Raw genomic sequence first — 25,656 nt, forward strand, 5'->3', positions numbered from 1 at the left:
TCCGATGCCAGACGCGCCATCGCACCCTCCGTTCGCCGTCCGGCTCGGCACCGAGCCGCTGCCCGCGCACGACCCGCTGGAGCTGTACACCCGGCTGAGCGAGCGGCTCGGCCCGGAGCAGGTGTACCTGTTGGAGAGCCTGACCGAGTCCGGCCGGCAGGGCGGGCCGGCCGTGGTCGGCTGCGGCCCGCTCGCCGAGATCCGGCTGTACGGCTCGTACCTGGAGATCGACGGGTCGGCGGAGATCGCCGCGGCGCTGCGGGCGACCGCCGAGGCGGCGGGCCTGTCCCCCGCCGCGGACGCCCCCGGGCGCCTGGAGGCCCCCGATTCGGCCGGGATCTGGGAGTTCCTGCGGCGTGCGCAGGGCCTGTTCGGCCTGGAGCCGGGCCTGCCCGGCGACCGCTTCCAGTTCGGCTTCCTGGCCCGGTTCGGCTACGACGCGGCCTGGCACATGGAGGACCTGCCCGCCAGGGCTCTGCCGCCGGCCCGCCCGGACGCGGTGCTGACGCTGTTCCGCGACAGCGTGCACTACGACACCGCGGGCACGCCGGTGCTGCGGACCGCCGACAGCCCGGCCTTCGGCGAAGCGGGCCGCCACGACGTCGCGGGCGCGGCCCGGGAGGTGGCCGGGCAGGCGCCGCAGGCCGCGTGCCCGCCGGCCGTCCGCCCGCAGTCGGTGCACGACAGCGTGGACCGCGACACCTTCCACGGCTGGGTCCGGCGCTGCCTGGAGCACATCGGGGTCGGCGACATCTACCAGATCCAGGTCGGCCACCGGATCGACGTCCGCACCGCGCTGACGCCGGTCGAGGTCTACCGGCGGCTGCGCTCGCGCAACCCCTCCCCGCACATGTACCTGCTCCCGAACGGCGACGGCAGCCTGATCGGCGCCAGCCCCGAGCTGCTGTTCCGGATCGAGGACGGCCGGATCGTGATGCGCCCGATCGCCGGCACCACCCGCCGGGACCACGACGAGGAGGAGAACGAGCGGCGGATCAAGGCCCTGCTGGCGAGCACCAAGGAGCAGGCCGAGCACGTCATGCTGGTCGACCTCTCGCGCAACGACATCAGCCGGGTCTGCCGCCCGCACACCCTGACCGAGGACGAGCTGATGGTCGTGGAGACCTTCTCGCACGTCTTCCACCTGGTGTCGACGGTCAGCGCCGAACTGGAGGAGGACGCCGACGTCTGGCGGTCGCTGTGCGCGACCTTCCCGGCCGGCACCATGACCGGCGCGCCGAAGCTGCGCGCCATGGAGATCATCCACGAGATCGAACGGGAGCCGCGCGGAGCCTACGCGGGCGCCGTCGGCCTGATCGACGTCGGCGGCTGGAGCGAACTGGCCCTGTGCATCCGCACCATCGCGCACGACGGCGCGGTGTACTCCGTGCAGAGTTCCGCGGGCATCGTGGCCGACTCGACCCCCGAGGGCGAGTGGAACGAGACGCTGGCAAAGCTGGGCGCCTCCTACTGGGCGCTGACGGGTGAGGAGTTGACGGCGTGAAGGTTCTGCTGGTGGACGCGCGGGACAGCTTCGTCCACATCATCGACCAGTACCTGCGGGCGCTCGGCGCGGACACCGAGGTGGTCCGCTCGCACACCCGCACCCCGGAGCAGCTGGCCGCGTCCGCACCGGACGCGATCGTGCTCGGCCCCGGCCCCGGACACCCGGCGGCCTCCGGCCACGTCGAACTGGTCCACCACTTCGCCGGGAAGGTCCCGCTGCTCGGCGTCTGCCTGGGGCACCAGGCGATCGGCCTGGCGTTCGGCGGCCGGGTCCAGGTCGCCGACCGGCTGATGCACGGGCGCACCAGCACGGTGACGCACGACGGGCGCGGCCTGTTCGCGGGCCTCGGCAACAGCCTGACCGCGACCCGCTACCACTCGCTGATCGTCAGCCGGCCACTGCCCGAGGAGCTGGAGCTGACCGCGACCGCCGACGACGACGGCTACGTCATGGGGATGCGGCACCGCAGCCTGCCGATCGAGTCGGTGCAGTTCCACCCCGAGAGCATCACCACCACCGGCGGCATGCAGTTGCTGGAGAACTTCCTCGCGGTCGGCGCCGACCGCTGACCGGGCACATCGGACGGTCGGACACACCGGACGGCCGGGTCCACCGGATGACCAGGCACATCGGAATCGACAAGCGGAATGGGTGCTCCGTGACTGCGAATTGTGAAACGCGAACCTGGCCGCAGCTGCTCGCGGCGCTGATCGCCGGTACGGATCTGAGTGCCGCCGACACCGCCTGGGCGATGGACGAGGTGATGCGCGGCGAGGCGGCCCCGGCGCAGTTGGCCGGCTTCCTGGTGGCGCTGCGGGCCAAGGGCGAGACCGCCGAGGAGGTCACCGGCCTGGTCCGGGCCGCGCGCGAGCACACGGTGCGGGTCGACGTGCCCGGGCCGGCGCTGGACATCGTCGGCACCGGCGGGGACGGCGCGCGAACCGTCAACGTCTCCACCATGGCGGCGATCGTGGCGGCCGCCGCCGGGGCCCGGGTGGTGAAGCACGGGAACCGCTCGGCCTCCTCCGCCTCCGGCTCGGCCGACGTGCTGGAGCGGCTCGGCATCGCGCTGGAGCTCTCCGCCGAGGAGGTGGCCCGGTCGGTGCGCGAGGTCGGGATCGGCTTCTGCTTCGCCCCGGCGTTCCACCCGGCGTTTCGCCACGCGGCCGTCGCCCGCAAGGAGTTGGGCGTGCCGACGGTGTTCAACGCGCTGGGCCCGATGACCAACCCGGCGTCGCCCGCGGCCATGGCGGTCGGCGTCGCCGACCCCCGGCTCGGCCCGCTGATCGCCGCCGTGTTCGCCCGCGAGGGCGTGGACGCGCTGGTCTTCCGGGGCGACGACGGCCTCGACGAGCTGTCCGTCGCGACCACCTCGACCATCTGGTCGGCGGCCGGCGGCCGGGTCGTACGGGAGCGGCTCGACCCGCGCGAGCTGGGCATCGCGGCGGCGGCACCGGACGCGCTGCGCGGCGGCGACGCGGCTCACAACGCGGGCGTGGTCCACGCCGTCCTGGACGGCGAGCAGGGCCCCGTCCGGGACGCCGTCCTGCTCTCCGCGGCGGCCGGCCTGGCGGCGCTCGCGCCCTCGGACCTGCCGGTCGTCGAACGGCTGGCGGCCGCGCTGCCCCGGGCCGCCGAGGCGGTCGACTCGGGCGCCGCGGCGGCCCTGCTGAAGCGCTGGGCCGAGAGCGGGCGGCCGCACGCGGAGCCGTCCGTCTAGGGCTTGTTCGGCAAGATCGGCCGGGCAGGCCCGAGGGCCTGTCCGGCCGCCCGTTCGGCGGGGCGACCTGAGCGACCGGCCCGGCACCACCGCCTCCGGGCGGCGGTACCGGGCCGGTTCGGCGTGGCACCGCGGCGGCGGGCCATGACGGCGCCGGGCCGCGCGGACCTCCTCGGGGGGAGGCCCGCGCGGCCCGTTGCGTTCCTCCGCCCCCGGCGTCGCCGTGGCGGACGCCGGGGGCGGACGGCGGTCAGTCGCGGTGGCGCAGCTCCAGCGTGCAGCACTTGACGCTGCCGCCGCCCTTGAGCAGCTCGGACAGGTCGACGCCGATCGGCTCGAAGCCCCGCTCGCGCAGCTTGTCGGCGAGGCCGGTGGCCGCCTCCGGCAGGAGCACGTGCCGGCCGTCGCTGACGGCGTTGAGGCCGAACACCGCGGCGTCGCCGGCGTCGGCGAGCACCGCGTCCGGGAAGAGCCGGCGCAGCACCTCGCGGCTGCCCTCGGAGAAGGCCTCCGGGTGGTACATCACCTCGTCGCCGTCCAGGACGGCCAGCGCGGTGTCCAGGTGGTAGTAGCGCGGGTCGACCAGCTGGAGGCCGATCACCGGGCGGCCGAAGAACTCCTGCGCCTCGGCGTGGCCGGCCGGCGTGCTGCGGAAGCCCCGCCCGGCGAGCACGTACTCGGCGGTGACCAGGAAGTCCCCCTCGCCCTCGTTGACGTGCTCCGGGTCGTGCAGCTCGGTGTAGCCGTGGGAGCGGAACCACTCCAGGTAGGCGGGGCCCTCGGCGGTCCGCTCCGCGTTGCGGAAGCGCGCGCCGAGCACCTTGCCGTCCACCACGGTGGCACCGTTGGCCGCGTAGACCATGTCGGGCAGGCCCGGGATCGGGTCGATCAGCTCCACCCGGTGGCCGAGCTCGCCGTAGAGGGCGTACAGCCGCTCCCACTGGGCGACGGCGAGTCCGGTGTCGACCGGCTTCGCCGGGTCCATCCACGGGTTGATCGCATAGGTGACCTCGAAGTGGCTGGGGCGGCACATCAGGTAGTGCCGGGGCCGGGCCGTGCGCTCGGCAGGGCGCGGTGTGACAGCGTTCATGGGTGACTCCTCGTGAGGGCTGCAAACGACAGGCGGTGGCTCTGCGATCCGGACGGGCGGCAATCGGGTGCCTGCGGGGCTCCGGAGCCGGCGCGCCGGCGGCACGGCCGGGTGTGGGGGGACCCGGCCGCGCCGCGGCTCTTCCTGCGGGCCGACCCCGCGCCCGTCCCTGACATGCTGTCAGTTCTCGGGTGGGGGACGGAAGATCCTTAAGTCAGGGCGGAACAGCCCTGATGGAGCGGCCGGTTGTGCTCAGTCGACCCGGGTGTCCATCGCGTCCGCCAGGCTGCGCGGACGCAGGTCGGTCCAGTTCTTCTCGACGTAGTCCAGGCAGGCCTGCCTGGTCTCCTCGCCGAACACGCTGCGCCAGCCCGCGGGCACGTCGACGAAGGCGGGCCACAGGGCGTGCTGGTTCTCCTCGTTCACCAGGACCAGGAACGCGCCCTGCTCGTCGTCGAAGGGGTTGGTGCTGCTCATCGGGACCTCATCTCGTGGTTACCGGAAACGTCGTTCGTAGGGGCGTCGTTCAACTCGTCACAGAACTCGGTGACCCGCCGCCGGAAGGCGGCCACCACCCGCCGGGCGGTCGGCTCGTCGCAGCCGTCCAGCGCGTGCACCAGGGCGCACTCCAGCCCGCCGGGCGCGCCGGCCGCGGTCCGCCGCTCCACCAGCTGCAGCAGCAGGTCGACGGCGGTACGGGCGGCCGGGACGGCCCGCTCGGCGACCGTCACGGCGCCGGCCCACCGCCGGTCACCGGCCGGGTCGGCCCGCACCAGATGGGAGACGGCCGCCCCGAACAGCGGCTGGCGCCCGGCCTCCCGGGCCGGGTTGACCAGCTCCACCACCCGGTCGAACGGCAGGTCCTGGTGGGCGTGGGCGGCCAGCAGCCGCTCCCGGACCCGCCCGACCAGGGTGCGGGCGCTCGGGGTGCCGGTAGGGGCGTCCCCGGCGGAGCGGCGGGACGTGTCCACCCGCAGCACCACGGTGTTGACCAGGCAGCCGACCACGCCGTCCACGGCCTCGTCGTCCCGGCCGGCCAGCGGCACCCCGAGCGCGAGGTCGTGCCCCGCGCCGAGGTCGCCCAGCGCGGCCGCGAACGCCGCCTGCAGCAGCATCCCCGTACCGGCCGAGCAGGCCCGCGCGGCGGCCGCCAGCCGGCGGTGCGCCGCCGGGTCGAGGGTGAACCGGACGGTGCCGGCCGCGCCCGGCCCGGCCGCCGGGTCGCCGGTGGCGCCCGGCAGGCCACGCCACGGCGGCAGGTCGGCCAACTCGCCGCTCCAGTAGGCCGCTTGCCGGGTGGCCGGGCTGTCGGGGCGGGTCTCGTCGCCGAGCCGCTCCCGCAGCCACAGGGCGCAGTCGGCGTACTGCACGGCCGGCGCCGGCCACACCGGAGCCCGGCCCGCCGCCCGGGCCTCGTAGGCGGAGCGCAGATCGGCCAGCAGCGGTTCGAGCGCGTGTCCGTCGACCGCCACGTGGTGCAGCACCAGCAGCAGGGTGTGCCGGTCCGGGGCGCTGCGCAGCAGGGCGGTGCGCAGCGGCGGCTCGGTCAACAGGTCGAAGCCGCGGTCGAGTTCGGCGGCGATCCAGGCGTCCAGCCGCTCCGGCGGGACGTCGGCGGGGCGGGGTTCGGCGGCGGCCTCGACCAGGGCGTCGGCCGGGTCGAGGACGCGCTGCTCGGGGCCGTCCGGACCGTACGGCAGCACGGTGCGCAGCGCCTCGTGCCGGGCCACCAGGTCGCCGAGGGCTGACCGCAGGGCGGCGGGGTCGAGCCCGCCGGTGAGATCGAGGGCCAGGGTGGTGAGGTAGTCCGGGCGGTGCTCGCCCAGGTAGTTGGCGGTCCACAGGCGCAGTTGGGCGGGGGCCAGCGGCAGCCGCTCGGGCCGGGTCGTGCGGTCGCCCGGCACCGGGGCGGCGGGGCCCCGGCGGTCGGTGCGGGCCGCGCGGTCGAGCCGGTGGTCCAGCCCGGCCACGGTGGGCTCGTCGAACAGCTCGCTGAGCGGCACGTCGACGCCCAGCGTGGACCGGATCCGCCCGGCCAGCCGCATCGCGGCGATCGAGTTGCCGCCGAGGGCGAAGAAGTCGTCCTCCGGCGCGACCGAGGGCACCCGCAGCACCTCCGCGAACAGCGCCGCCAGGACCTCCCGGCGGGGTGTGCGGGCCGGCGCCGGGGCCGGCTGCTCCGGCGGCGGCCGCAGCGCGGCCGTGTCGACCTTGCCGTTGGCGTCCAGCGGCAGCGCGTCGACCGGCACGAGCACGGCGGGCACCAGATGGCGCGGCAGGCGCTCGGCCAGCCGGCGGCGCAGCTCGCCGACGGCCAGCGGCCGGTCGGCGACCAGGTACCCCACCAGCGAACGGCCCGCCGGGCCGGCCCCGTGCGGCACCACCCGGGCGGCGGTCACCCCGGGTTCGGCGCAAAGCGCGGCCTCGATCTCGCCCGGCTCGATCCGGAAGCCGTTGATCTTCAGCTGCCGGTCGGCGCGCCCGAGGAAGTGCAGCCGGCCCTCGACGTCCCAGTGGCCCAGGTCGCCGGTGCGGTACAGCCGGCCTCCCGGCGGGCCGTACGGGTCGGCGATGAAGCGCTCGGCGGTACGGGCCGGGGCACCGTGGTAGCCCTCGGCCAGGCCCTCGCCGCCCAGGTGGATCTCACCGGGGACGCCCGGCGGCACCGGGCGCAGGGCGGCGTCCAGCACCAGCACCCGGGTGCCCGCGAGCGGGCGGCCGATCGGGACGGCCTCGTCCTCGCGGACCGGACCGGCCGGGATCTCGTAGCCCAGGGCGAAGGTGGTGTTCTCCACCGGTCCGTACAGGTCGAGCAGCCGCTGGTCGGGGGCGGCCCGCCGGGCCCGGGCGACCGCCGCCGGGGGGACGACGTCGCCCCCGGTGCAGATCAGGAGCAGCCGGGCGAGGGCCGCCGGGATCTGCTCGGTGAGCACGTCGAACAGGCCGGCGGTCAGCCAGGCGGCGGTGACGCCGCCCTGCTCGACGGCCCGGGCGTAGTCCGCCGGGGCCAGCTCGCCGGGCGGGGCCACCACCACCTGGCGTCCGGTCAGCAACGGCATCAGCAGCTCGTACACCATCAGGTCCCAGGCGTGCGGCGAGTGGAACAGCACCCGGTCGTGGTCGGGGCCGTGCCAGAGCGGGTCGTCGGCCAGGGCGAGGATGTTGCGGTGGGTGACGGCGACGCCCTTGGGGCGGCCGGTCGAGCCCGAGGTGTACAGCAGCTGGGCGACCTGCCCGGGCAACACGGCCGGGCCGGGGTTGCCCGGGCTCCCGCCCGCCTGCCGGGCCGCCGCCACCAGGGCGGCGTCCAGCAGCAGTTCGGTGCCCGCCTCGGCGGCGAGCGCCCGCAGCCGCTCGGCCGGGAACGCCTGGTGCAGCGGGACGCAGACGGCGCCGAGCTTGGCCAGCGCCAGCATCGCCACCGGCACCTCCGGGGAACGCGGGAGTTGCAGGGCGACCCGTGTCCCGGGCCGCACCCCGAGGCCGGCCAGGTGGTGGGCCAGCCGGTTGGCGTCGGCGTTGAGCTCGCCGTAGGTGGTGGTGGCGATGGTGGTGCCGTCGCCGTGCCGCAGGGCGACCCGGTCGGGGTGGTCGGCGGCCAGCCGCTCGAACCGCGCGCCGACGGAGGACGGTTCGGCGACGGCCGAGGGGCCGGTGCCCCAGGCCCGCAGCCCGGCCCGCTGGACGGGTGGCAGCAGGTCCACCCGGCCGGTGGTCAGGGCGTCCGCGCCCGGACCGGCCAGGGTGGCGCAGGCGGTGGTCAGCAGGGTGCGCAGCCGGTCCGCGTCGAGGTGCCGGTCCAGTTCGGCGGGGCGCAGCTGGAGCCGCACGTCCAGGCCGTCCCGACGCGGCAACACCACCAGCGAGAGCGGGTAGTGGGTGCCGTCGTACGGCTCGACGGCACCGATCCGCAGGCCCGGCACGGGCTCGGCGAACCCGGTCTCGTCCAGCGGGTAGTTCTCGAAGACCAGGGAACTGTCGAAGAGCCGCCCGGCGCCGACGACCTCCTCGACGGCGGCGAGCCCCAGGTGCTCGTGGTCCAGCAGCTCGGTGCGCTCCCGCTGCAGCCGGACGGCGAGCTCGCGCAGCGGCTCGCCGGGGTGCAGCCGGGCCCGGACCGGGACGGTGTTGATCAGCAGGCCGACGAGCCGTTCCGCGTCCGGCAGTTCGGCCGGGCGCTGGGCGACGGTGGTGCCGAACAGGACGTCGTCGCGGCCGGTGAGGTGGGAGAGCACCAGGACCCACGCCGTCGACACCAGCGAGCCGAGCGTCACCTCCCACCGCGCGGCGCGCGCCCGCAGCCCGGCGGTGAGCTCGGCGGGCAGGGTGAAGACGGTCGTCGACGGGTCGTCGGAGACGGCGGCGGGAACACCCTCGGCCAGGCCGACTTCGGCGGCCATGGTGGGCAGGGCGGGCACGCCGTCGGCGGCGGAGCTGCCGGCTCGCCCGGGTCGGCCGACCCGGGTGGGCTCGGCTCCGGCGAGGGCGGCGCGCCAGGCGTCGCGGGCGGCCGCGTCGTCCTGCCCGGCCAACCAGTCGAGGTAGGCGCGGTAGGACGGCGCCGGGGGCAGCTCGGCGCCCTGGTGCAGCACGAGCAGTTCGCGCAGCACGATCGGTACCGACCAGCCGTCCAGCAGCAGGTGGTGGTGGGTGAAGACGAGCCGCCAGCGGTCGGCGGCCAGCCGGAGCAGGGTGAAGCGGATCAGCGGCGGCGTGTCGACGGCGAACGGCCTGCGGTCCTCCTCCGCATGCCGCCGGGCGACGACGGACCGCTCCGGCTCGGGCCGGTCGGCGAGGTCCAGGCTTCGCCACGGCAGGGCCACCGCCGCAGGGACGACCTGCTGCGGCGGCCCGGACTCGCCGGTGGTGAAGGCCCCGGCGAGCTGCGGGTGGCGCACGAGCAGCCGCCGGGCGGCCTCGTGCAGCCGCTCCGGGTCGATCGCGCCGGTGAGGTCGAGGACGAGCTGCACGACGTACGGATCGCGGTGCCCGTCGCGGACGGCGTAGCGGGAGTGGAACAGCAGGCCGGTCTGGAGCGGGGTGGCGGGCAGCACCTCGGCGACGGCGGCGGCCGCCGACCCGCCGGGGGCGTCGGAGGCCCCGTCCCGCTCGAACGAAACCGCGCGCGCCGAGTCGGCAACGGCCGCGGATCCCCCGGAGGTGTCGGCGCCCCCGCCCTGCCCGGGCAGCGGCGCGGTGAGTGCCTGCTCCCAGCGGGCGGCGAGTTCGCCGACGGACTCGGCGTCGAGCACGCCGGCCGGCCAGGCCCACTCGACCCGCAGCCGCGGTCCGTCCGGGCCGGCCTCCACGAAGGCGTCCACCGAGAGGGTGTGCGCGAGCGGCAGGGCCGGGTCGGACTCGCCCCGGAGCGTGCCGGGGACCGGCTGCCAGGGGCCGCGCCGGGTGGTGTCGAAGCGGCCCAGGTAGTTGAAGGCGATCGGGGCCGAACGCTCGGGCAGGGCGCCGGAGCGCCGGAGCAGACCGTACGTCAGGCCCCGGTGGGGGGTGGCCCGCAGCCGCTCGCGGGCGGCCGCGACGGCGCGGGACAGGTCGTCGGCGGAGACCGGGCCCGGGGTGGCGGGTTCGGCCGGGCCGACGTCCAGCAGGACGGGGTGGATCACCGTGAACCAGCCCAGCGTCCGGGAGAGGTCGAGGCCGTCGAGGGCGGGGAGTTCCGGGTCGCGGCCGTGGCCCTCGACGTCCACCAGGAGCGGGCCGCCGGTGGTGCGGGCCCGCCAGCCGCGCAGGGCGGCGGCCAGGGCGCCGAGCAGGATCTCCGGTACGGCGGCGCCCAGTCGGTCGGGCAGGTCGGTCAGCAGGGCGGCGGTGGGGCCGCCGTCCAGGGTGGTGCGCAGGGATCCGGCGCCGGCCGTGGTGTCGCGGGCGCGGTCCAGCGGCCGGGTGCCGATCGTGCCGGTGCCGGCGATCAGCAGCCCGTGCCAGTGGGTGCGGTCGGCGGCCACCGCCGGGTCCACCTCGGCGGCTCGCAGCGCGCGGGACCAGTCGGCCGCCGTGACGGGCACCGGGGCGAGGGCGGCCGGGCGGCCGGACGTGGCGGCCTGGTGGGCCTGGGCGAGGTCGTCGAGCAGGATCCGCCAGGAGACCCCGTCGACGGCGAGGTGATGGATCACCACCAGCAGGAGGCCGCCGTGGCGGCCGTCGAACCAGACCGCCCGCAGCAGCTCGCCCCGGTACGGGTCGAGCCGGCGTCGGGCGTCGCGCCGCTGTTCCGCGACCAGCTCCAGGACGGCCGGCCCCGGGTCGCCGTCGGGGCCCAGGGGGAGGCCCTCGCGGTCGAGGTCGATCCGGTGCAGCAGCGGGGCCGCCGGGACGGACCCGGCGGGGCGGATCTCGAAGGCGAGCGGCTCGCCCGGTGCCCCGGTCAGGCGCATCCGCAGCGCGTCGTGGTGGTCGACGAGGTGGTGGAGGGCGGTGCGCAGGGTCTGCTCGGTGGCGCCGGGCGGCACCTCGCACAGCAAAGACTGGGCGTAGCCGTGGATCGGACCGCCGCGGGCCGCCAGCCAGTCCGCGATCGGCGTGGGCGCCAGTGGCCCGCCCGAAGACGCGGACGGCAGGCTCCCGCCCGAGGGCACGGGCACCGCCGGCCGGGCGGCCGGGGCACCGCCGGCCGCGTCGGCGAGGGCGCGCGGGGTCTGGTGGGTGAACACGTCCTTCGGCGTGATCGGCACCCCCGCCGCCCGGGCCCGGGTGGCCAGTTGGATGGCCAGGATGCTGTCTCCGCCCAGCCGGAAGAACCCCTCCGACGGCCCCGGGCGCTCCCGGCCCAGAACGGTCCCGAACAGCGTCCGCAGCTGCTCCTCGGCCGGAGACCCGCCGTCCGACCAGCCGTCCGACCAGCCGTCCGACCTGCCGTCCGGTCCCGCGCCCGGCCCCGGCCCGGCGGCAGGTCGCGAGGAGCCGGCGGCGGGCGCGGCGAGCGCTCCCGCCGCGCCGGAGGAGCCAAGGGCGTCCGGGGCCCCCAGGGGGTCCGGGGCGTCCAGGCCGTCGAACGGCGCCGACGGATCGGCCAGGGCGTCCGCCAGCAGCCGGCCGAGGCCCTGCGCCAGCCGCTCGGCGGTCTCCGGGCGGAAGTGGCCGGTGCTGTACTCCAGGACGCCGTGGACCGTCCCGTCCGGCTGCTCGGTGAACTCGAAGAGCAGCGGGAACTTGGCCATCACCCGCTCGGGTCGGTACGGCCGTCCGACCAGCCCGGGCAGGGTGACGGCGGGCCGGCGCCCGGCGTGCAGGGTGATCATGACCTGGAACAGCGGGTGGCGGCCGAGTTCGCGGTCGGGCGCGAGCGCGTCCACCACCCGGTCGAACGGCGCCCGGTCGTGGGCGAAGGCGGTGAGGTCGGCGTGCCGGACCCGGTCGAGCAGTTCCGCGAAGCCCGGGCGGCCCGAGAGGTCGGTGCGCAGGGCCAGCGGCTGGGCGAAGTAGCCGACCAGGTCGTCCAGGGCCGGTTCGGCGCGACCGGCCGTGACCGTGCCGAGCACGAGGTCGGTGCCCGCGCCGGACCGGGCGAGCAGGCAGGCGACGGCCGCGTGCAGCACCATGAACAGGGTCGCCCCCTGCCGGGCCGCCAAATTCGATGCGGCGGAGACCAGTTCGACGTCCCAGTGGAACTCGGCGGCGGCCCCGCGCAGCGCCGTCCCGGCCGGCGGCTCGCGGTCCACCGGCAGCGCGGTGCGCTCCGGCGCGCCTCTCAACACCTCGCGCCAGTGGGCCAGTTCGGCTGCCAGTGGGCTGCCGGGGTCGTCGGTGGCGCCGAGCGTGCGGTGCTGCCAGAGCGCGAAGTCGGCGTACTGGAGCGGCAGTCGGGGCCACTCGGGGGTCCGGCCGCGGGCCCGGGCGGCGTAGCCGGCGGCCAGGTCGCGGGTCAGCGGGAGCAGCGACTGCTCGTCGGCGGTGATGTGGTGCAGGACGATCAGCAGGACGTGCTCCTCGGGCCCGGTGCCGAGGACGGCCAGGCGCCAGGGCGGGCCCGCTTCGAGGTCGAACGGACGGTGCACCTCCTCGGCGAACGCCGCGTCCAGGGAGTCCGGTTCGAGGCGCCGGACGGTCAGCGGGACCGGCGGGTCGTCGAGGATCCGCTGGCTGGGCCGGCCGTCGGCGGCGGGGAACACCGTGCGCAGGCTCTCGTGCCGCCGCTGGACGTCACCCGCGGCGGCCCGCAGCGCCGCCAGGTCGAGCGGCCCGGTCAGTCGGGCGGCCAGCGGGACGTGGTAGGTCGACTCCTGGTCGCCGAGCCGGTGCAGGAACCACAGGCCGCGCTGGGCGTACGAGAGCGGGATCCGCTCGGGCCGAGGGCCGGCCTGCGGGCGCTCGGAGCCGGCCGGCGGCACGGCCTCGGCAGCACCCCGGCCGGCGCCGCTCCGAGCGCCGATCCGGGCCGCCAGGCCGGCCACCGTGGGCGCCGCGAAGACGTCCCGGATGGTCAGCTCGGCGGGCAGTTCGGCCCGGGCGCGGACCACCAGCCGGTTCGCCGTGAGCGAGTCGCCGCCGAGGGCGAAGAAGCTCTCGTCCGCGCCGAAGCCGTCGGCGCCGAGCAGTTCGGCGAACAGCCGGTGCAGCCGCAGCTCGCGCTCCCCGCGCGGCGCCCGGCCCCGGCCGCCGTCCCGGCCATCGCCGCGGCCGTCCGCCGGGGCGGCGGCCAGGGCCCGCAGCCGGTGCTCGTCCAGCTTGCCGTTGGCGGTCAGCGGGAAGGCGTCGACGGCGTGCAGGGCGGCCGGCACCAGGTGCTGCGGGAGCACCTGCGGCGCGCGGCCGGCGGCCTCCCGTACGGCCTCCCGGGTGCCGAGCAGATAGGCGGTCAGTGTCCGGTGCCCGGGCTCCCGTTCGGTAGCCAGGACGACGGCGCCGGAGATTCCGGGCAGCGCGGCGAGCACGGCCTCGATCTCGCCCGGCTCGATCCGGTAGCCGCGGATCTTCACCTGCCGGTCGGTGCGGCCGAGGTGTTCCAGTTCGCCGTCGGGGCGGCGGCGGGCGCGGTCCCCGCTGCGGTACATGCGCGTGCCGGGCGGCCCGAACGGGTCGGCGACGAAGCGCCCGGCGGTCAGGGCGGGGCGGCCGAGGTAGCCGCGGGCGAGGCCGGGGCCGGCCACGTACAGCTCGCCCGGCAGGCCGTCGGGCACCCGGCGCAGGGCGGCGTCCAGCAGGTGGACCCGCAGGTCCGGCAGCGCCTCGCCGACGGTCGCGGTGCCGGCGGCGGTCGCGGCGGCGTCCAGGTCGCCGGCCGTGACGTGCACGGTGGTCTCGGTGATGCCGTACATGTTGACCAGCCGGGGCGCGTCGTCCGGGTGGCGCAGGTACCAGTCCGCGAGCCGCCACGGTTCGAGCTGCTCGCCGCCGAAGACGACGTAGCGCAGGGCGAGCCGGGCGCTCGGGCCGGGGTGGGCGGCGTCGGCGGCGGCCAGCTGGGTGAACGCCGAGGGGGTCTGGTTCAACACCGTGACCCGTTCGTCGGCGAGCAGGTGCAGGAACTCCTCGGGCGAGCGGGCGGTGTCCCGGGGGACGACGACCAGCCGGCCGCCGTGCAGCAGGGCGCCCCACAGCTCCCAGACGGAGAAGTCGAAGGCGTAGGAGTGGAACAGCGTCCAGGTGTCGTCCGGTCCGAAGCCGAACCGGTCGGCGGTGGTGGCGAGCAGCCGGGTGACGTTGCGGTGGGTGACCAGGACGCCCTTGGGCCGGCCGGTCGAGCCGGAGGTGTGGACGACGTAGGCGACGCTGTCCGGGCCGGGGCGCTCCGGCACCGCCTGCTCCCGGTCGGCGGGCTCGTCCCCGCCGTCGACGGGCAGGGTCTCGACGCCGTCCGGGAGCGCCGCCCGCGCGGAGGCGTCGGTCACCACGAGCCGGGGTGCGGCGTCGTCGATCGTCGCGCGCAGCCGCTCGACGGGGTAGTCCGGGTCCAGCGGCAGGTAGCCGGCGCCGGCCTTCTGGACGCCGAGCAGCGCGGCCACCAGCTCCGGCGAGCGGTGCAGGGCGACGCCGACGAGGTCGCCGCGGCGCACGCCCCGGGCGGCGAGCCGGCGGGCCAACCGGTCGGCGCGCCGGTCGAGTTCGCGGTAGCTCAGGACGGTCTCGCCGAGCACCACGGCGGGCGCGTCCGGGCGGGCGGCGGCCTGCCGTTCGAACAGCGACACCAGGGTGTCGCCGTCCTGGTCGGTACCGGCGGGCGCGGGCGCGGGTACCGGCAGGGCTCCCCCGCCGCCGGCGCACAGCCGGCCGACCGGGAGGCCGTCCGGGGCCTCGGCCAGCGCCGTGACGAGGTCGAGCAGCCGGTCCAGGTGGGCCCGGACGGTGTCCTCGCCGTACGCGCCGACGGCGTCGGCGAACACCGGCAGGGTGTCCCGGCCGTTGTCGTAGACGCCGAGGGCGAAGTCCTCGGGCAGGCCCGGCGAGACCTCGTGCACGGTGGCCGGGATCCCGTCGAACCGCAGGCCCAGGTCGAGGGGCAACAGGTTCAGGGTGGGGCCGACCAGCGGCCGGTCGCCCCGGACGGCGGAGGTGTCGCGGAGCATGTCCTCGAAGCGGTAGCGCTGGCGGCGCAGGGCGGCGCGGACCCGGTCCGCCGTGGCCGACACCAGGTCCGCGACCGTGCCGGCCGGGTCGACGGCGAGCCGCAGCGGGACGACGTTCGCGGTCATGCCGAAGGCCCGCCGGGCCAGCGCGGCGTCCCGGCCGCGGACACCGAGGCCGATCGCCGCCGCGCGCTCGCCGGTGTCGGCGTGCAGCGCGACGGCCAGCGCGGCCGGGAACAGCGTGGTCCAGCCCGCCCCGGCCCGTTCCCGGACGGCGGCCCAGCGCTCGGCGGACAACTCCGTCCGGACGGCGACCGGCGGGCGCGCGCCGGGGCCGGTCGCGCCGGAGCCGGTCAGGCCGCCGCGCCCGCCCGCGAGGCGGGTCGGGTCGGCGAGGCCGGCCAACTCCTCGGCCCAGAACTCGGCGTCGGTGCGGAACCGGGCGGAGGCCCGGTACGCGGCGTCGTCGTCGAGCAGGGCCGAGAGCGGGTCGTGCACGCCGGTGGTGGCCGGCTCGCCCGCGCGCAGTGCCGTGTACTCGGCCGCCACCCGGCGCATCAGCCCGGCCGCGCCCACCCCGTCGCACAGGATGTGGTGCATCCGCAGGTACCACAGGTACTCCGCCTCGCCGGTCCGCAGGAGGTGGAAGTCGAAGGGCGGGCCTGCGGTCAGGTCGTACGCGTGGGCGAGCCCGGCGGTGGTGAACTCCCGGGCGGCGGCGGCCGGGTCCTCGTGGTGGCGCAGGTCGAGCCGGTGCAGCGGCCAGTCGGCGGCGTCCTCGACGAGCTGGACGGCGCCGTCGGCGGTGGGCTCGAAGCGCACCCGCATGCTCTCGCTGCCGGCCACCACGCCGCGCAGCGCGCGTTCGAACAGCTCCTCGTCGATCGCGCCGTGGATCTGGACGTACTGACCGGCGGTGTACCGCCGCCGGGTGGGGTCGGCCTCGTGGCCGAACCAGATCCCCGTCTGCGGCGCCGTGAGCGGGTGGCGTCGAGTGGGCATGCGTCAGTTCCTTTCCGGCCCGCGCGGCCCGGCCGGACCGCCGAGCCGGTCGAGCAGCGCCGGGGCGAGGTCGACCAGGGCGGCCGGGCCGCCGAGGTCCTGGTGGCCGTGGTCGGTCCGGTGCCGCAGCAGCCGGCCGCCCAGGTAGGGCAGCCAGCTCTCCGGGTCCTGGACGGGCCCGCTGGTCTCGGGGACGGCCTCGATCAGGAGCAGGTCGCCGTGGTACCGGCCGGGACGGTAGGCCCGGCCGAGCCGGACGTTGTTGTCGTAGACCTCGGCGAGCGCGGTCAGGTGGCGTTCGGAGAAGACCGAGAGCGGGGAGTGGGACTCCCCGGCGAGTGCGAGGAACTCCTCGGCGGTCGGCGCGGGCACGTCGGCGGGGCGGTCGACGCCGGCCAGCCTCAGCAGGGCGTTGCGGACCTGTCCCTGTTCCTCGAGGACCTCGGCCGCCGTCCGGGCGGGCAGGTCGGCGAGCACGTAGCTGTCGAGCAGGGCGAGCAGCCCCACCTCCGCGCCCTGCTCCTGCAGCCGGGTGGCCACGGCGTAGGCGACCAGGCCGCCGAACGACCAGCCGAGCAGGTGGTAGGGCCCCTCGGGCTGGACGGCGCGGATCTCCCGCAGGCAGTCCTCGGCCACCTCCTCCACGCTGGCCGGCAGCGGGCCCCGGCCGTCGAGGCCGCGGGACTGCAGGGCGTAGAGCGGCCGGTCGCCGAGCGGCCCCAGCAGTGCCCCGTACGTCCAACCGATCCCGGCGGCCGCGTGCACGCAGAACAGCGGCGCCCCGGTGCCGGTCGAGCGCAGCGGCAGCAGGGGGGCCAGCATGGGCTCCGGGCCGTCGGCCGCCTCGGCGGGGTCGGTCGTGCGCGCCGGGGCGGGGTCGGCCGCGCGCACCGGGGCGGGCCCGGCGGCCGCGGGCCAGGGGCTGAGCAGGCCGAGGGCGCCGACGGCGGTGCCGGGTTCGGCGGTGAGGGTGTCGAGCAGCTCCAGCACCCGGGCCAGCAGGGCGTCGGCGCCCTCGACGTCGACGACGTCCTCGCGGTGCAGGACGTCGAGCTCCAGCCCGCCGTCGCGCGGTATCGCCATCAGCGTCAGCGGGTAGTGCGCGGCCGTCTCGCTGCCGGAGGCGGCGATTCGCACCCCCGGGAGCACGTCGCTCTGGTCGCCGGACTGCGGGAAGTTCTCGTACACCATGACGGTGTCGAAGATCTCGCCGAGCCCGGTCGCCCGCTGGATCTCGGGGATTCCCAGGTGCTGGTGGGCGATCAGCCGAGCCTGCTCGCGCTGGACCCGGGTCAGCAGCCCGGCCAGCGACTCGTCCTCCCGCAGGGTGATCCGCAGCGGCAGGGTGTTGATCAGGAACCCCATGACGGACTCGGAACCCGGTAGCTCGGGCGAGCGGCCGGAGACGATGATCCCGAACACCACGTCGGGGCGGCCGGTCCGCTCGGCCAGCATCAGCGCCCAGGTGGCCTGCAGCACGGTGTTGAGGGTGACGCCCAGTCCGGCCGCGAGGGCGCCGAGCCGCTCGGTGCGCGGCCCGCCCAGGAGCCGGTAGCGGCGGCCCGGCCAGCCGGTGGCGGGCGGCAGCCCGGCCGGCACCACCAGGGTGGGTTCGAGCGGCTCGGCCAGGGCTTCGCGCCACGCGCGGCGGGCGGCCTCGTGGTCCCGGCCCGCCAACCAGGCCAGGTGGTCGCGCAGCGGCACCGGCTCGGCCAGCCCGGCCGGGTCGCGGTACAGCGTGAACAGCTCCGGCAGGAGGAGCTGGTTGGACCAGCCGTCGATCAGGGTGTGGTGGGCGACCAGCACCAGGCGGTACCGCTCCGGTCCGAGCCGCAGCAGGGTGAAGCGGATCAGCGGCGGGTCGGCCGGGTCGAAGCGGGTGGTGCGGTCCTCGGCGGCCAACCGCTCGGTCTCCGCCTCCTGTTCGGCCGGCGCCAGACCGCTGAGGTCCACCTCCGTGAACGGCGGGAGGCGGTCCGGCACGACCTGGACCGGTCGGCCGCCGGGGAGGCGGACGAACCCGGCCGACAGGTTCGGGTGGCGGCGGCAGAACGCCTCGACGGCCCCGCGCAGTGCCACCGGGTCGAGCCGCCCGTCGAGGTCCATCCACAGCCGCATCACGTAGGCGTCGCCGCCACCGTGGCCGTGCGGGGAGAAGAGCAGCCGCTCCTGGAGCGGGGTCAGCGGCAGCACGTCCCGGTGGCCCGGGAACCGGGCCCGCAGCCAGGCGCGTTCGGCGGCGTCCAGCGGGAGCAGCTCGCCTTCGGCGGGCCGGCCGGGGGCGGCCGGGTCGAGCGGGGTGGCGACCGCCGCGAGTCCGGCCGGGGTCGGGTGCGCGAACACGTCCTCCGGGGCGAGCGCCAGCCCGGCCCGGCGGGCCCGGCGGAGCAGCTTGATGGAGCGAATGCTGTCGCCGCCGAGGACGAAGAAGCTGTCGTCCGGGCCGACTTCGGGCAGGCCGAGCACGCCGGCGAAGAGCTCACGCAGCACCTGGGTACGGGTGGCGCCGGCGACCGCGCGGGTCTCCGACCGGGTCCCGGGCGCGGCCGCCAGGGCGGCGAGCGCGGTCCGGTCGGTCTTGCCGCTGGTGGTGGTCGGAAGGGCGTCGAGGAAGACCAGTGCGGCCGGCACGACCGGGGCGGGCAGTTCCGCGCGCAACGCGGCCCGGAGGCCATCCGGATCGGCCGGGTGGCCGTCGTCGGCCACCAGGAAGGCCGTGGTCCGACGGTCGCCCTCGCCGTCGTCGGTGGCGACCACCACCGCCTGCCGGACGCCGGCCAGGGCGGTCAACCGGGCCTCGATCTCGCCGAGTTCGATCCGGTGGCCGCGGACCTTCACCTGGTGGTCGGTACGGCCGAGGTACTCCAGCTCCCCGGCGGCGCTCCAGCGGGCCAGGTCCCCGGTGCGGTACATCCGGGCGCCGGGCGGGCCGAACGGATCGGGGAGGAAGCGCGCGGCGGTGGCACCGGGCCGGTGGGCGTAGCCCCGGGCCAGGTGGTCGCCGGCCAGGTAGAGCTCGCCGGCGACGCCCAGCGGCGCGGGCCGCAGGGCCGGGTCGAGGACGTGGGCCCGCACGTTGCCGACCGGCACGCCGATCGACGGTTCCCCGGGCACACCGGGCGGGCACGCCCCGGCCGTGGCGTACACGACGGCTTCGGTGGGCCCGTAGAGGTTGAGCACCCGGGCCTGCGGGTTGCGGGCGTGCACCAGGCGGACCAGTGCGGCGGGCAGCGGCTCGCCGGCGAACACGTAGGTCTGCGCCCGCTCGCGCACCCACTCGGCCCGGGCGACCTGCTGGTACACCGACGGCACGGTGTTGACCAGGCTGCCGGACCAGTCCGGGCGTTCCAGCAGCGCCAGCAGGTTGTCGACCAGGTCGACGCTGCCGCCGACGAACAGCGGCACCAGGAGCTCGAAGACGGACAGGTCGAAGGAGAGCGAGGTGGAGCCGAGTACCCGGGAGAAGGCCTCGGGGCCGAGCTCGGCCGCCGCCCACGCGGCGAGGTTGGCCACGGCGCGGTGGGTGACCACCACGCCCTTGGGCGTCCCGGTGGAGCCGGAGGTGTGGATGACGTACGCCGCGTTGCCGGGCAGCGGGCGGGCGGGTGCGGCCTCGGCGGGCGTGCCGTTCTGCGTGCCCTCGTCGTCGAGCAGGACGACGGTCGGGCCGTCGGCGGTCGGTGCCGGGAGGGCGGCGGCGAGCTCCGCCGTGGTCAGCACCGCCCGGGGGCGGGTGTCCGCGAGCAGGAACGCCACCCGGCCCTGCGGGTGGCCCGGATCCACCGGCAGGTAGGCGGCGCCGGCCTTCAGCACGCCCAGCACGGCCGCGACCAGGGTGGGGGTGCGGGGCAGCAGCACCGCGACGACGTCCTCGCGGCCGACGCCGAGGCCGGCGAGCCGCCGGGCGATCCGCTCGGACCGGTCGTCCAGCGCCGCGTAGTCCAGCACCGTGCCACGGCCGCGCACCGCGACGGCGTCGGGGGTCCGCGCCAGCTGGGCGGCGAAGGCCTCGGGCACGGTGGTCTCGGGCACCGCCCGGTCGGTGGCGTTGGCCTTCCCCACCACGGCGAGCTCGTCCGGGCCCGCCAGGTCGAGGGAGTGCACCGGCTCGTCCGGCCGGGCCGCCAGCCGCTCCAGCAGCCGGACGATCCGGCGGTGCTCCGCGGCATCGGCGCCGTGGCCGCCGACGGCGACCCGCCACGCCCCCGGGGCCGGGTCCGCGCGCAGGAACCGGCCGTCCACCGGCTCGCCCCAGGCGCGGGCCAGGACGGCCACGGCCTCGGCGCCGAAGGCCACCCGCTCGGCGCTGTCGGCGAGGCCGGTGACCAGGCCGTACCCGGACGCGGCGGACCAGGGCAGGTCCAGGTCCGGACGGTGGCCGTGCCGACGGGCCCCGCGCAGCGCGCGGCCGGCCCGCCGGACCACCTCGGTGAAGGTCAGCTCCGGGGTCACGGCGAGGCGCACCGGCACGACCAGACCGCGGCCGCCGGGACCGGGCGCCTCCAGCCAGTGCCCGAGCAGCAGCTCCCGTACACCGGTCAGCCGGTGCGCGGCCACGGCGGCGGCGCCGAGCAGCACCGCCCCGGGCCCCGCACCACCGGCCCGGGCCACCCGGGCCAACGCGGCCGGGCCGGCCACCGGCAGCCAGGGCAGGTCGGCCGGCGGCGCGAGCGCGCCGGCGGGCCGGGCGGCGGCGGGCTCGGGCGCGGACAGCCCGGCCACCACCTCCTGCCAGTAGGCACGGTCGGCGGGGCGGTCCTCGGCGGGGCGGTTCTCGGCCTTCGGCGGGAGGGGGTCACCCCCGTCCGCGTACAGCTCCGCGGCCCGGCGGACCACCACGGCCAGGCCCGCGTCGTCGTCGACCAGCCGGTGGTGGCGCAGGAACCAGGCGAGGGCGCCGCCGGGCTCGCGGATCAGCACGTGGCGCACCAACGGCCCGCCCACCAGGTCCAGCGGGCGGACGAGTTCGGCCGCGAGCCAGCCGTCCGGCTCCTCCGGGTCGAGGTCCAGCACCTCGACCACGGGCGCCGGGCCCGCGCCCGCCGGACGCAGCCGGCCGGCCTCGCCGGAGGCCCGGAAGGTGGCGTACAGGCCGGGCCGTTCGGCCAGGGACCCGGCCACCGCGCGGCGCAGCCGCTCCGGCTCGACCCGGCCCTCGAACCGGACCAGGCGCGCCACGCAGTCGGCGGGCAGGGACGGGGTGTCCCGCAGGACGCCTCGCCGGGCGGCGTCGAGCGGGGTGGCGGCGGAGCTGCTCATCGGGCCCTCACGGTGTCGTCGTCGGTCTGCGGGGTCACGGCCTCGGGCGCGTCGGCGTCGGTCGGCTCGGCCGTAGGGTCGGCATGTTCGGCCGCCACGTCGTGGACCGGGCGGTCGGGCTCGGCCAGCAGGCCGCGCAGCAGCTCGCGCAGCCCGATGGCGAAGCCGGTCGCGGTCGGCGGGTCGAAGAGTTCCGGGGCGTAGTGGACGGTCAGGGCGGCGGGGCCGGGGCCGGTCCCCTCCCGCCAGCCCAGGTCGAGTTCGGCCCCGCCCGGCCCGCTGCCGTCGGCACCCCGGGAGCGGACCGGGGCCTCGGCTGCGGCACCGGTCGGCCCCTCGACGGCGGTCCGACCGACCAGGTCGGCGAAGCCGGGCTCGTCGGCGAGGTCGGCCCGCAGCAGGGAGCCGCCGGGCAGGCCGACGGCCACCTCGTCCTGTCCGGAGATCCACGAGAGCAGCACCAGCCAGCCGGCCCGCAGCACCCGGTCCGGGTGCGGGCCGAACCGTGCGATCGCGGCGCGCAGCGGCTCGTCGACCGGGACGGTGACGCTGCGTTCGGTGTGGTCGGCGCGGTCCGGGCGGGGGCGGTCGGTGGGGATGTCGAGCCGGACCGGCCCGGGGAGACCGGCCGCAACCGCGTCGGCGGGGTCGGCCGCCGGCGCCCCGGCCCACAGCGGGGAGAGCGGCGACTCGCCGTCGGCGGCGGTGAGTTCGCGGAGCAGCGCCATGTACTCCTCGACGAACCCGCGCGCCGTCGCCGCGGTGAACAGCTGGGTGCTGAACTCCAGGCAGGCGTCCATGGCCTCGTCGCCGACCCGGTCGGAGGTGATCAGGGTGAGGTCGAACTTGGCGGTGCCCGCCGGCAGTCCGCCGAACAGGTTGCCGGCGTTGTGCCCGATGTCGAAGTACCCGGTCGAGGTGCCCAGGATCTGCTGGATCGGCGGCAGGTCCTGGTGCACGTAGAACACGTCGAACAGCGGGCTCCGGCCCGGGTCGCGCTCGTCCGTCAGGGCCTGGACGACCCGGTCGAAGGGCACCTCCTGGTGCTCCAGGGCCTCCAGCACCACGGTGCGCACCCGGTGCAGGAAACCGGCCACCGACGGGGCGCCGGACAGGTCGGCGCGCAGCGCCACGGTGCTGTTGAAGAAGCCGATCAGGCCCTCCAGTTCGGGCCGGTTGCGCCCGGTGGTCGGGGTGCCGACGACCAGGTCGTCCTGCCCGCTGCGGCGGGCCAGCAGGAGGTAGAAGCCGGCGAGCAGGACCACGAAGAGGGTCACCGAGTGGTCCGCCGCGAGCCGGCGCAGCTCGCGCATCAGCGCCGCGTCCACGGTGAACACCACCAGGTCGCCGGCGTAGTCCCGGCGAGCCGGGCGCGGCCGGTCGGTGGGCAGTCGCAGCACCGGGGCGTCACTCAGGGTCTCGCACCAGTAGGCGAGTTCGCGATCCAGGGCCGGGCCGGCCACCAGCTCGCGCTGCCAGGCCGCGTAGTCGGCGAACTGGATCGGCAGCGGCGCGAGGCGGTGCGGGCGGCCCTCCCGGCGGGCGGCGTACAGCTCGGGCAGCTCACGCTCGAAGATCCGCGGCGAGGCGCCGTCGTTGACCGCGTGGTGCATGGTCACCTGGAGCACGTGCTCCTCGGGTGCCGTCCGGACCACGAGCACCCGCACCAGCGGGTCGTGGGCGAGGTCGAAGCGGTACTCGGCGGCCTGCCGGACCAGCTCCCGGGCGGCGGCGAGCGGGTCCGGCTCCCCCGAGACGTCCCGGAAGACGAAGAAGTCCCCGGGCTCCGGGCGGACGCGCAGCACCGGCTCGTCGTCCTCCTCGGCGAAGTTGGAGCGCAGCACCTCGTGGCGCGCTATCAGGTCGTGCCACATGCCGCGGACGGCGTCGACGTGGAACGGGCCGCTGACCTGGCTGACCATCGGCAGGTTGTAGAGCGTGGTGTCCGGGTCGAGCTGGTGGTGGAACCAGATGCGGTCCTGGCCGAAGGAGGTGACGGGGGTGCCGCGCGGGACGATCGGCGGCAGGACGTCCGCCGCCGGGGCTCCGGCCCGGCGGCGGATGAGCCGGGCGAACGCGCCGACGGCGGGGTGCTCGTAGACGTCGAGCAGCCGGGGCCGGAAGCCGTACCGGGTCTGGATCCGGTCGGCGAGCTGGAGGGCGATGATGGAGTTGCCACCGAGCTCGAAGTAGTCGGCGTCCGGGCCCAACGGCTGGTCGCTGTGCAGCAGTTCGCCCAGGACTCCGGCGAGCCAGGGCTCCGGGTCCTCGTCGCCGGACCCGCTCGGCGCCGGGACGGGCACGGCGGGAGCGGCCGGCGCAGCAGGTACGGCGGGCGCCGCCGGTACGGCCGGCGGCCGGATCCAGCACGGGGTCGCGGCCAGCGGGTGCCCCGGCAGACGCAACCGACGGGCGCTGCCGGGGGCGGGGCCGAGCGCGGACCAGTCCAGGTCGACGCCGGCCTCGTACAACCGCCCGAGCAGCGCCGTGAAGCCGCCGTCCGACGCGGTCGCCGTCACCAGCCGTGCGCCGTCCTGCCCCTGCGGGCCGAACCGCTCGGCGAGCAGCCGCCCGAGGACGCCGTCGGGGCCCGGGTCGACGAACACCACCGGTCCGGCGGCGGCGAGCCGCTCGGCGGCCGCGACGAGCCGTTCCCGGTCCGGCGGCGCGGCCTCGGCCCCGGCCGCGAGCTCCCGGCTGTCCTCGGCGGTGAGGGTGCCGAGCAGGTGCCGGGCCGCGTAGCGGGAGACGCCGCTGCTCAGCACCGTGTCGACCGGGACGCCGCTGCGCACCAGCTCTCGATGGACGGCCAGTTGGCCCGCCAACAGCGCGGCCTGCGGCCCGGCGGCGGGCAGTTCGGCGGGCAGCGGCGCCGGGGCGGGGGCGTCGGGCGCGGCGTCCGGGGAGAGCAGCAGGCAGACGGCGGGCGGCCTGGTCCGGCTGCCGTACGGGGCGTCGTCGGCCGACCCGCCCGGCCGGGTGGCCCGCTCGGCGAGCTTGCGCGCGAGGTCGGCGGTGTCCCGGGCCGGCACGGCCACCCGGTGCTCGTGGCGGTTGCGCCCGGAGTTGAGGGTGAACGCCACGTCGTCGAGCTCGGCGGTCGAGCCCGCCAGCGCGGCGCCCAGGTCCGCACAGAGCCGGGCCAGCGCGGAGCGGCTGCGCGCCGAGACGCCGACCAGCCGGGCCGGGCGCGGGGCGGTCGCGGCCGCCGGCGCGGGCGGCGCGGGCGGCGCGGACGGCACGGACGGCCGCTGGACCACGCAGTGGGCGTTGATCCCGCCCAGGCTGTACGAGCTGACCCCGGCGATCCGCTCCTCGCCCTCCCAGGGCCGCAGGCCGGTGACCACCTCGACCGGCTCCAGGGCGGCCTCGTCGACGGGGCGGCGGAAGTGCAGCGAGGGGTAGAGCTCGCCGTGGCCGACCGCGAGGACGGCCTTCACCAGGCCGGCGATCCCGGCCGCGTGGTCGAGGTGGCCGACGTTGGTCTTCACCGAACCGATCGGCAGCCGCCGGCCGTGCGCGCCGAAGCCGAGCGGGCCGAACACCTGGGCCAGGCCTTCCAGTTCGACCGCGTCGCCGAGCCGGGTGCCGGAGCCGTGCGCCTCCAGGTAGCCGGCCAGGGCGGGGTCGAGCCCGGCGGCACGCCAGGCGGCGCCGATCACAGCCGCGTGCGCGGGCGCGCTCGGGGTGCTGATGGTGGCGGCCGCCCGGCCGTTGTGCCGGACGGCGCTGCCACGGATCACCGCGTGCACGGGAGCGCCGTCCGCGCGGGCCCGGCCGAGGGTGGTGAGCAGCAGGACGGCGCCGCCCTCGCCGTTGACGGTGCCGTCGGCGTCGGCGTCGAAGGCCCGGCAACGCCCGCTCGGGGAGACGAGTTCGGTCATGCCCTCGGTCAGTCGGGCGGGCAGGCCGCCGGGGCGCACGCTGAAGCCGCCGGCGAGCGCGTACTCGGCCTCGCCGTCGCGCAGTTCGCGGCAGGCCTGGTGGACGGCGACGAGCGAGCTGTTGCACCCGGTGTCGACGGCGTAGCAGGGGCCTTCGAAGCCGAGCACGTGGGCGATCCGGGCGGGCAGCGCGAAGGGGACGTTCCCGAGTGCGGTGAGCGGGCCGGGCTCGGCGGCGGCGGCCTGGTAGCCGGAGGCGGCGGCGCTGAGCACCACGGCGACCGGGCGGGCGCGCAGGGCGTGCGCCGCGTAGCCGGCGTCCTCGACGGCCTGGTGGGCGAGGACCAGCGCGATCCGCTGCTGGGGGTCCATCAGGGCGGCCTCGCGCCGGGAGAGGCCGAAGAAGGCGTGGTCGAAGGTGTGGACTTCGGCGAGGTGGCCCATCGGCAGGTAGCGCGCGTCCGGGTCGAGTCCGGTGGCGGCGGCCCGCTCGGCAGGCATGTCTCCGACCGAGTCGCGCCCGGCCGCCAGGTTGGCCCGGAAGGCCGCCAGGTCGTCGGCGTCGGGGAAGCGGGCCCCGATGCCGACGATGGCGATGTCGGTGTCGCGGGGCTCCGTCGCGGGGGTCCTGGTCACGGTCACTGCTCCGGTTCGTCGGGCTCGGTCCACGGTCG

The 25,656-nt window shown here is 77.0% G+C and carries 8 protein-coding genes; 3 read left to right on the forward strand and 5 right to left on the reverse strand.

Annotated elements, in window-relative coordinates:
* Positions 1 to 4 precede the first annotated feature (4 nt).
* The 3 genes from ACIO5E_RS06310 to trpD all read left to right on the forward strand — a co-directional run bounded on the left by ACIO5E_RS06310 (position 5) and on the right by trpD (position 3,227).
* Positions 5 to 1,504, forward strand: a complete 1,500-nt coding sequence (locus ACIO5E_RS06310) for an anthranilate synthase component I family protein (protein ID WP_400664332.1) — start codon at positions 5 to 7, stop codon at positions 1,502 to 1,504.
* The gene (locus ACIO5E_RS06315; protein WP_400664333.1) at positions 1,501 to 2,076 is read left to right on the forward strand and encodes an anthranilate synthase component II; all 576 of its coding nucleotides are present in this window, start codon (positions 1,501 to 1,503) and stop codon (positions 2,074 to 2,076) included. Before ACIO5E_RS06310 ends, ACIO5E_RS06315 begins: the two co-directional genes overlap by 4 nt.
* An 89-nt stretch (positions 2,077 to 2,165) precedes the next feature.
* A complete protein-coding gene (trpD, locus tag ACIO5E_RS06320) occupies positions 2,166 to 3,227 on the forward strand; it encodes an anthranilate phosphoribosyltransferase (protein WP_400664335.1) in 1,062 nt (353 codons plus the stop codon).
* Between the two features lie 250 nt (positions 3,228 to 3,477).
* Here the strand turns inward: trpD and ddaH are convergent, their stop codons facing one another.
* From ddaH to ACIO5E_RS06345, 5 genes are all read right to left on the reverse strand, one after another.
* On the reverse strand, positions 3,478 to 4,317 hold the full coding sequence (gene ddaH, locus ACIO5E_RS06325; RefSeq protein WP_400664337.1) for a dimethylargininase: 840 nt from the start codon (positions 4,315 to 4,317) through the stop codon (positions 3,478 to 3,480).
* 252 nt (positions 4,318 to 4,569) lie between these two features.
* On the reverse strand, positions 4,570 to 4,794 hold the full coding sequence (locus ACIO5E_RS06330) for an MbtH family protein (RefSeq protein WP_400664339.1): 225 nt from the start codon (positions 4,792 to 4,794) through the stop codon (positions 4,570 to 4,572).
* Positions 4,791 to 15,839 carry an amino acid adenylation domain-containing protein gene (locus ACIO5E_RS06335; protein WP_400664341.1) on the reverse strand — a complete coding sequence of 3,683 codons (11,049 nt, stop codon included), beginning with the start codon at positions 15,837 to 15,839 and terminating at the stop codon, positions 4,791 to 4,793. The genes ACIO5E_RS06330 and ACIO5E_RS06335 overlap by 4 nt, the downstream gene beginning before the upstream one ends.
* 3 nt (positions 15,840 to 15,842) lie before the next feature.
* Positions 15,843 to 21,098, reverse strand: a complete 5,256-nt coding sequence (locus tag ACIO5E_RS06340) for an amino acid adenylation domain-containing protein (RefSeq protein WP_400664343.1) — start codon at positions 21,096 to 21,098, stop codon at positions 15,843 to 15,845.
* On the reverse strand, positions 21,095 to 25,618 hold the full coding sequence (locus ACIO5E_RS06345) for a condensation domain-containing protein (protein WP_400664345.1): 4,524 nt from the start codon (positions 25,616 to 25,618) through the stop codon (positions 21,095 to 21,097). Before ACIO5E_RS06345 ends, ACIO5E_RS06340 begins: the two co-directional genes overlap by 4 nt.
* Positions 25,619 to 25,656: the final 38 nt, after the last annotated feature.

Source organism: Kitasatospora sp. NPDC087314, assembly GCF_044744365.1.
GTDB lineage: Bacteria > Actinomycetota > Actinomycetes > Streptomycetales > Streptomycetaceae > Kitasatospora.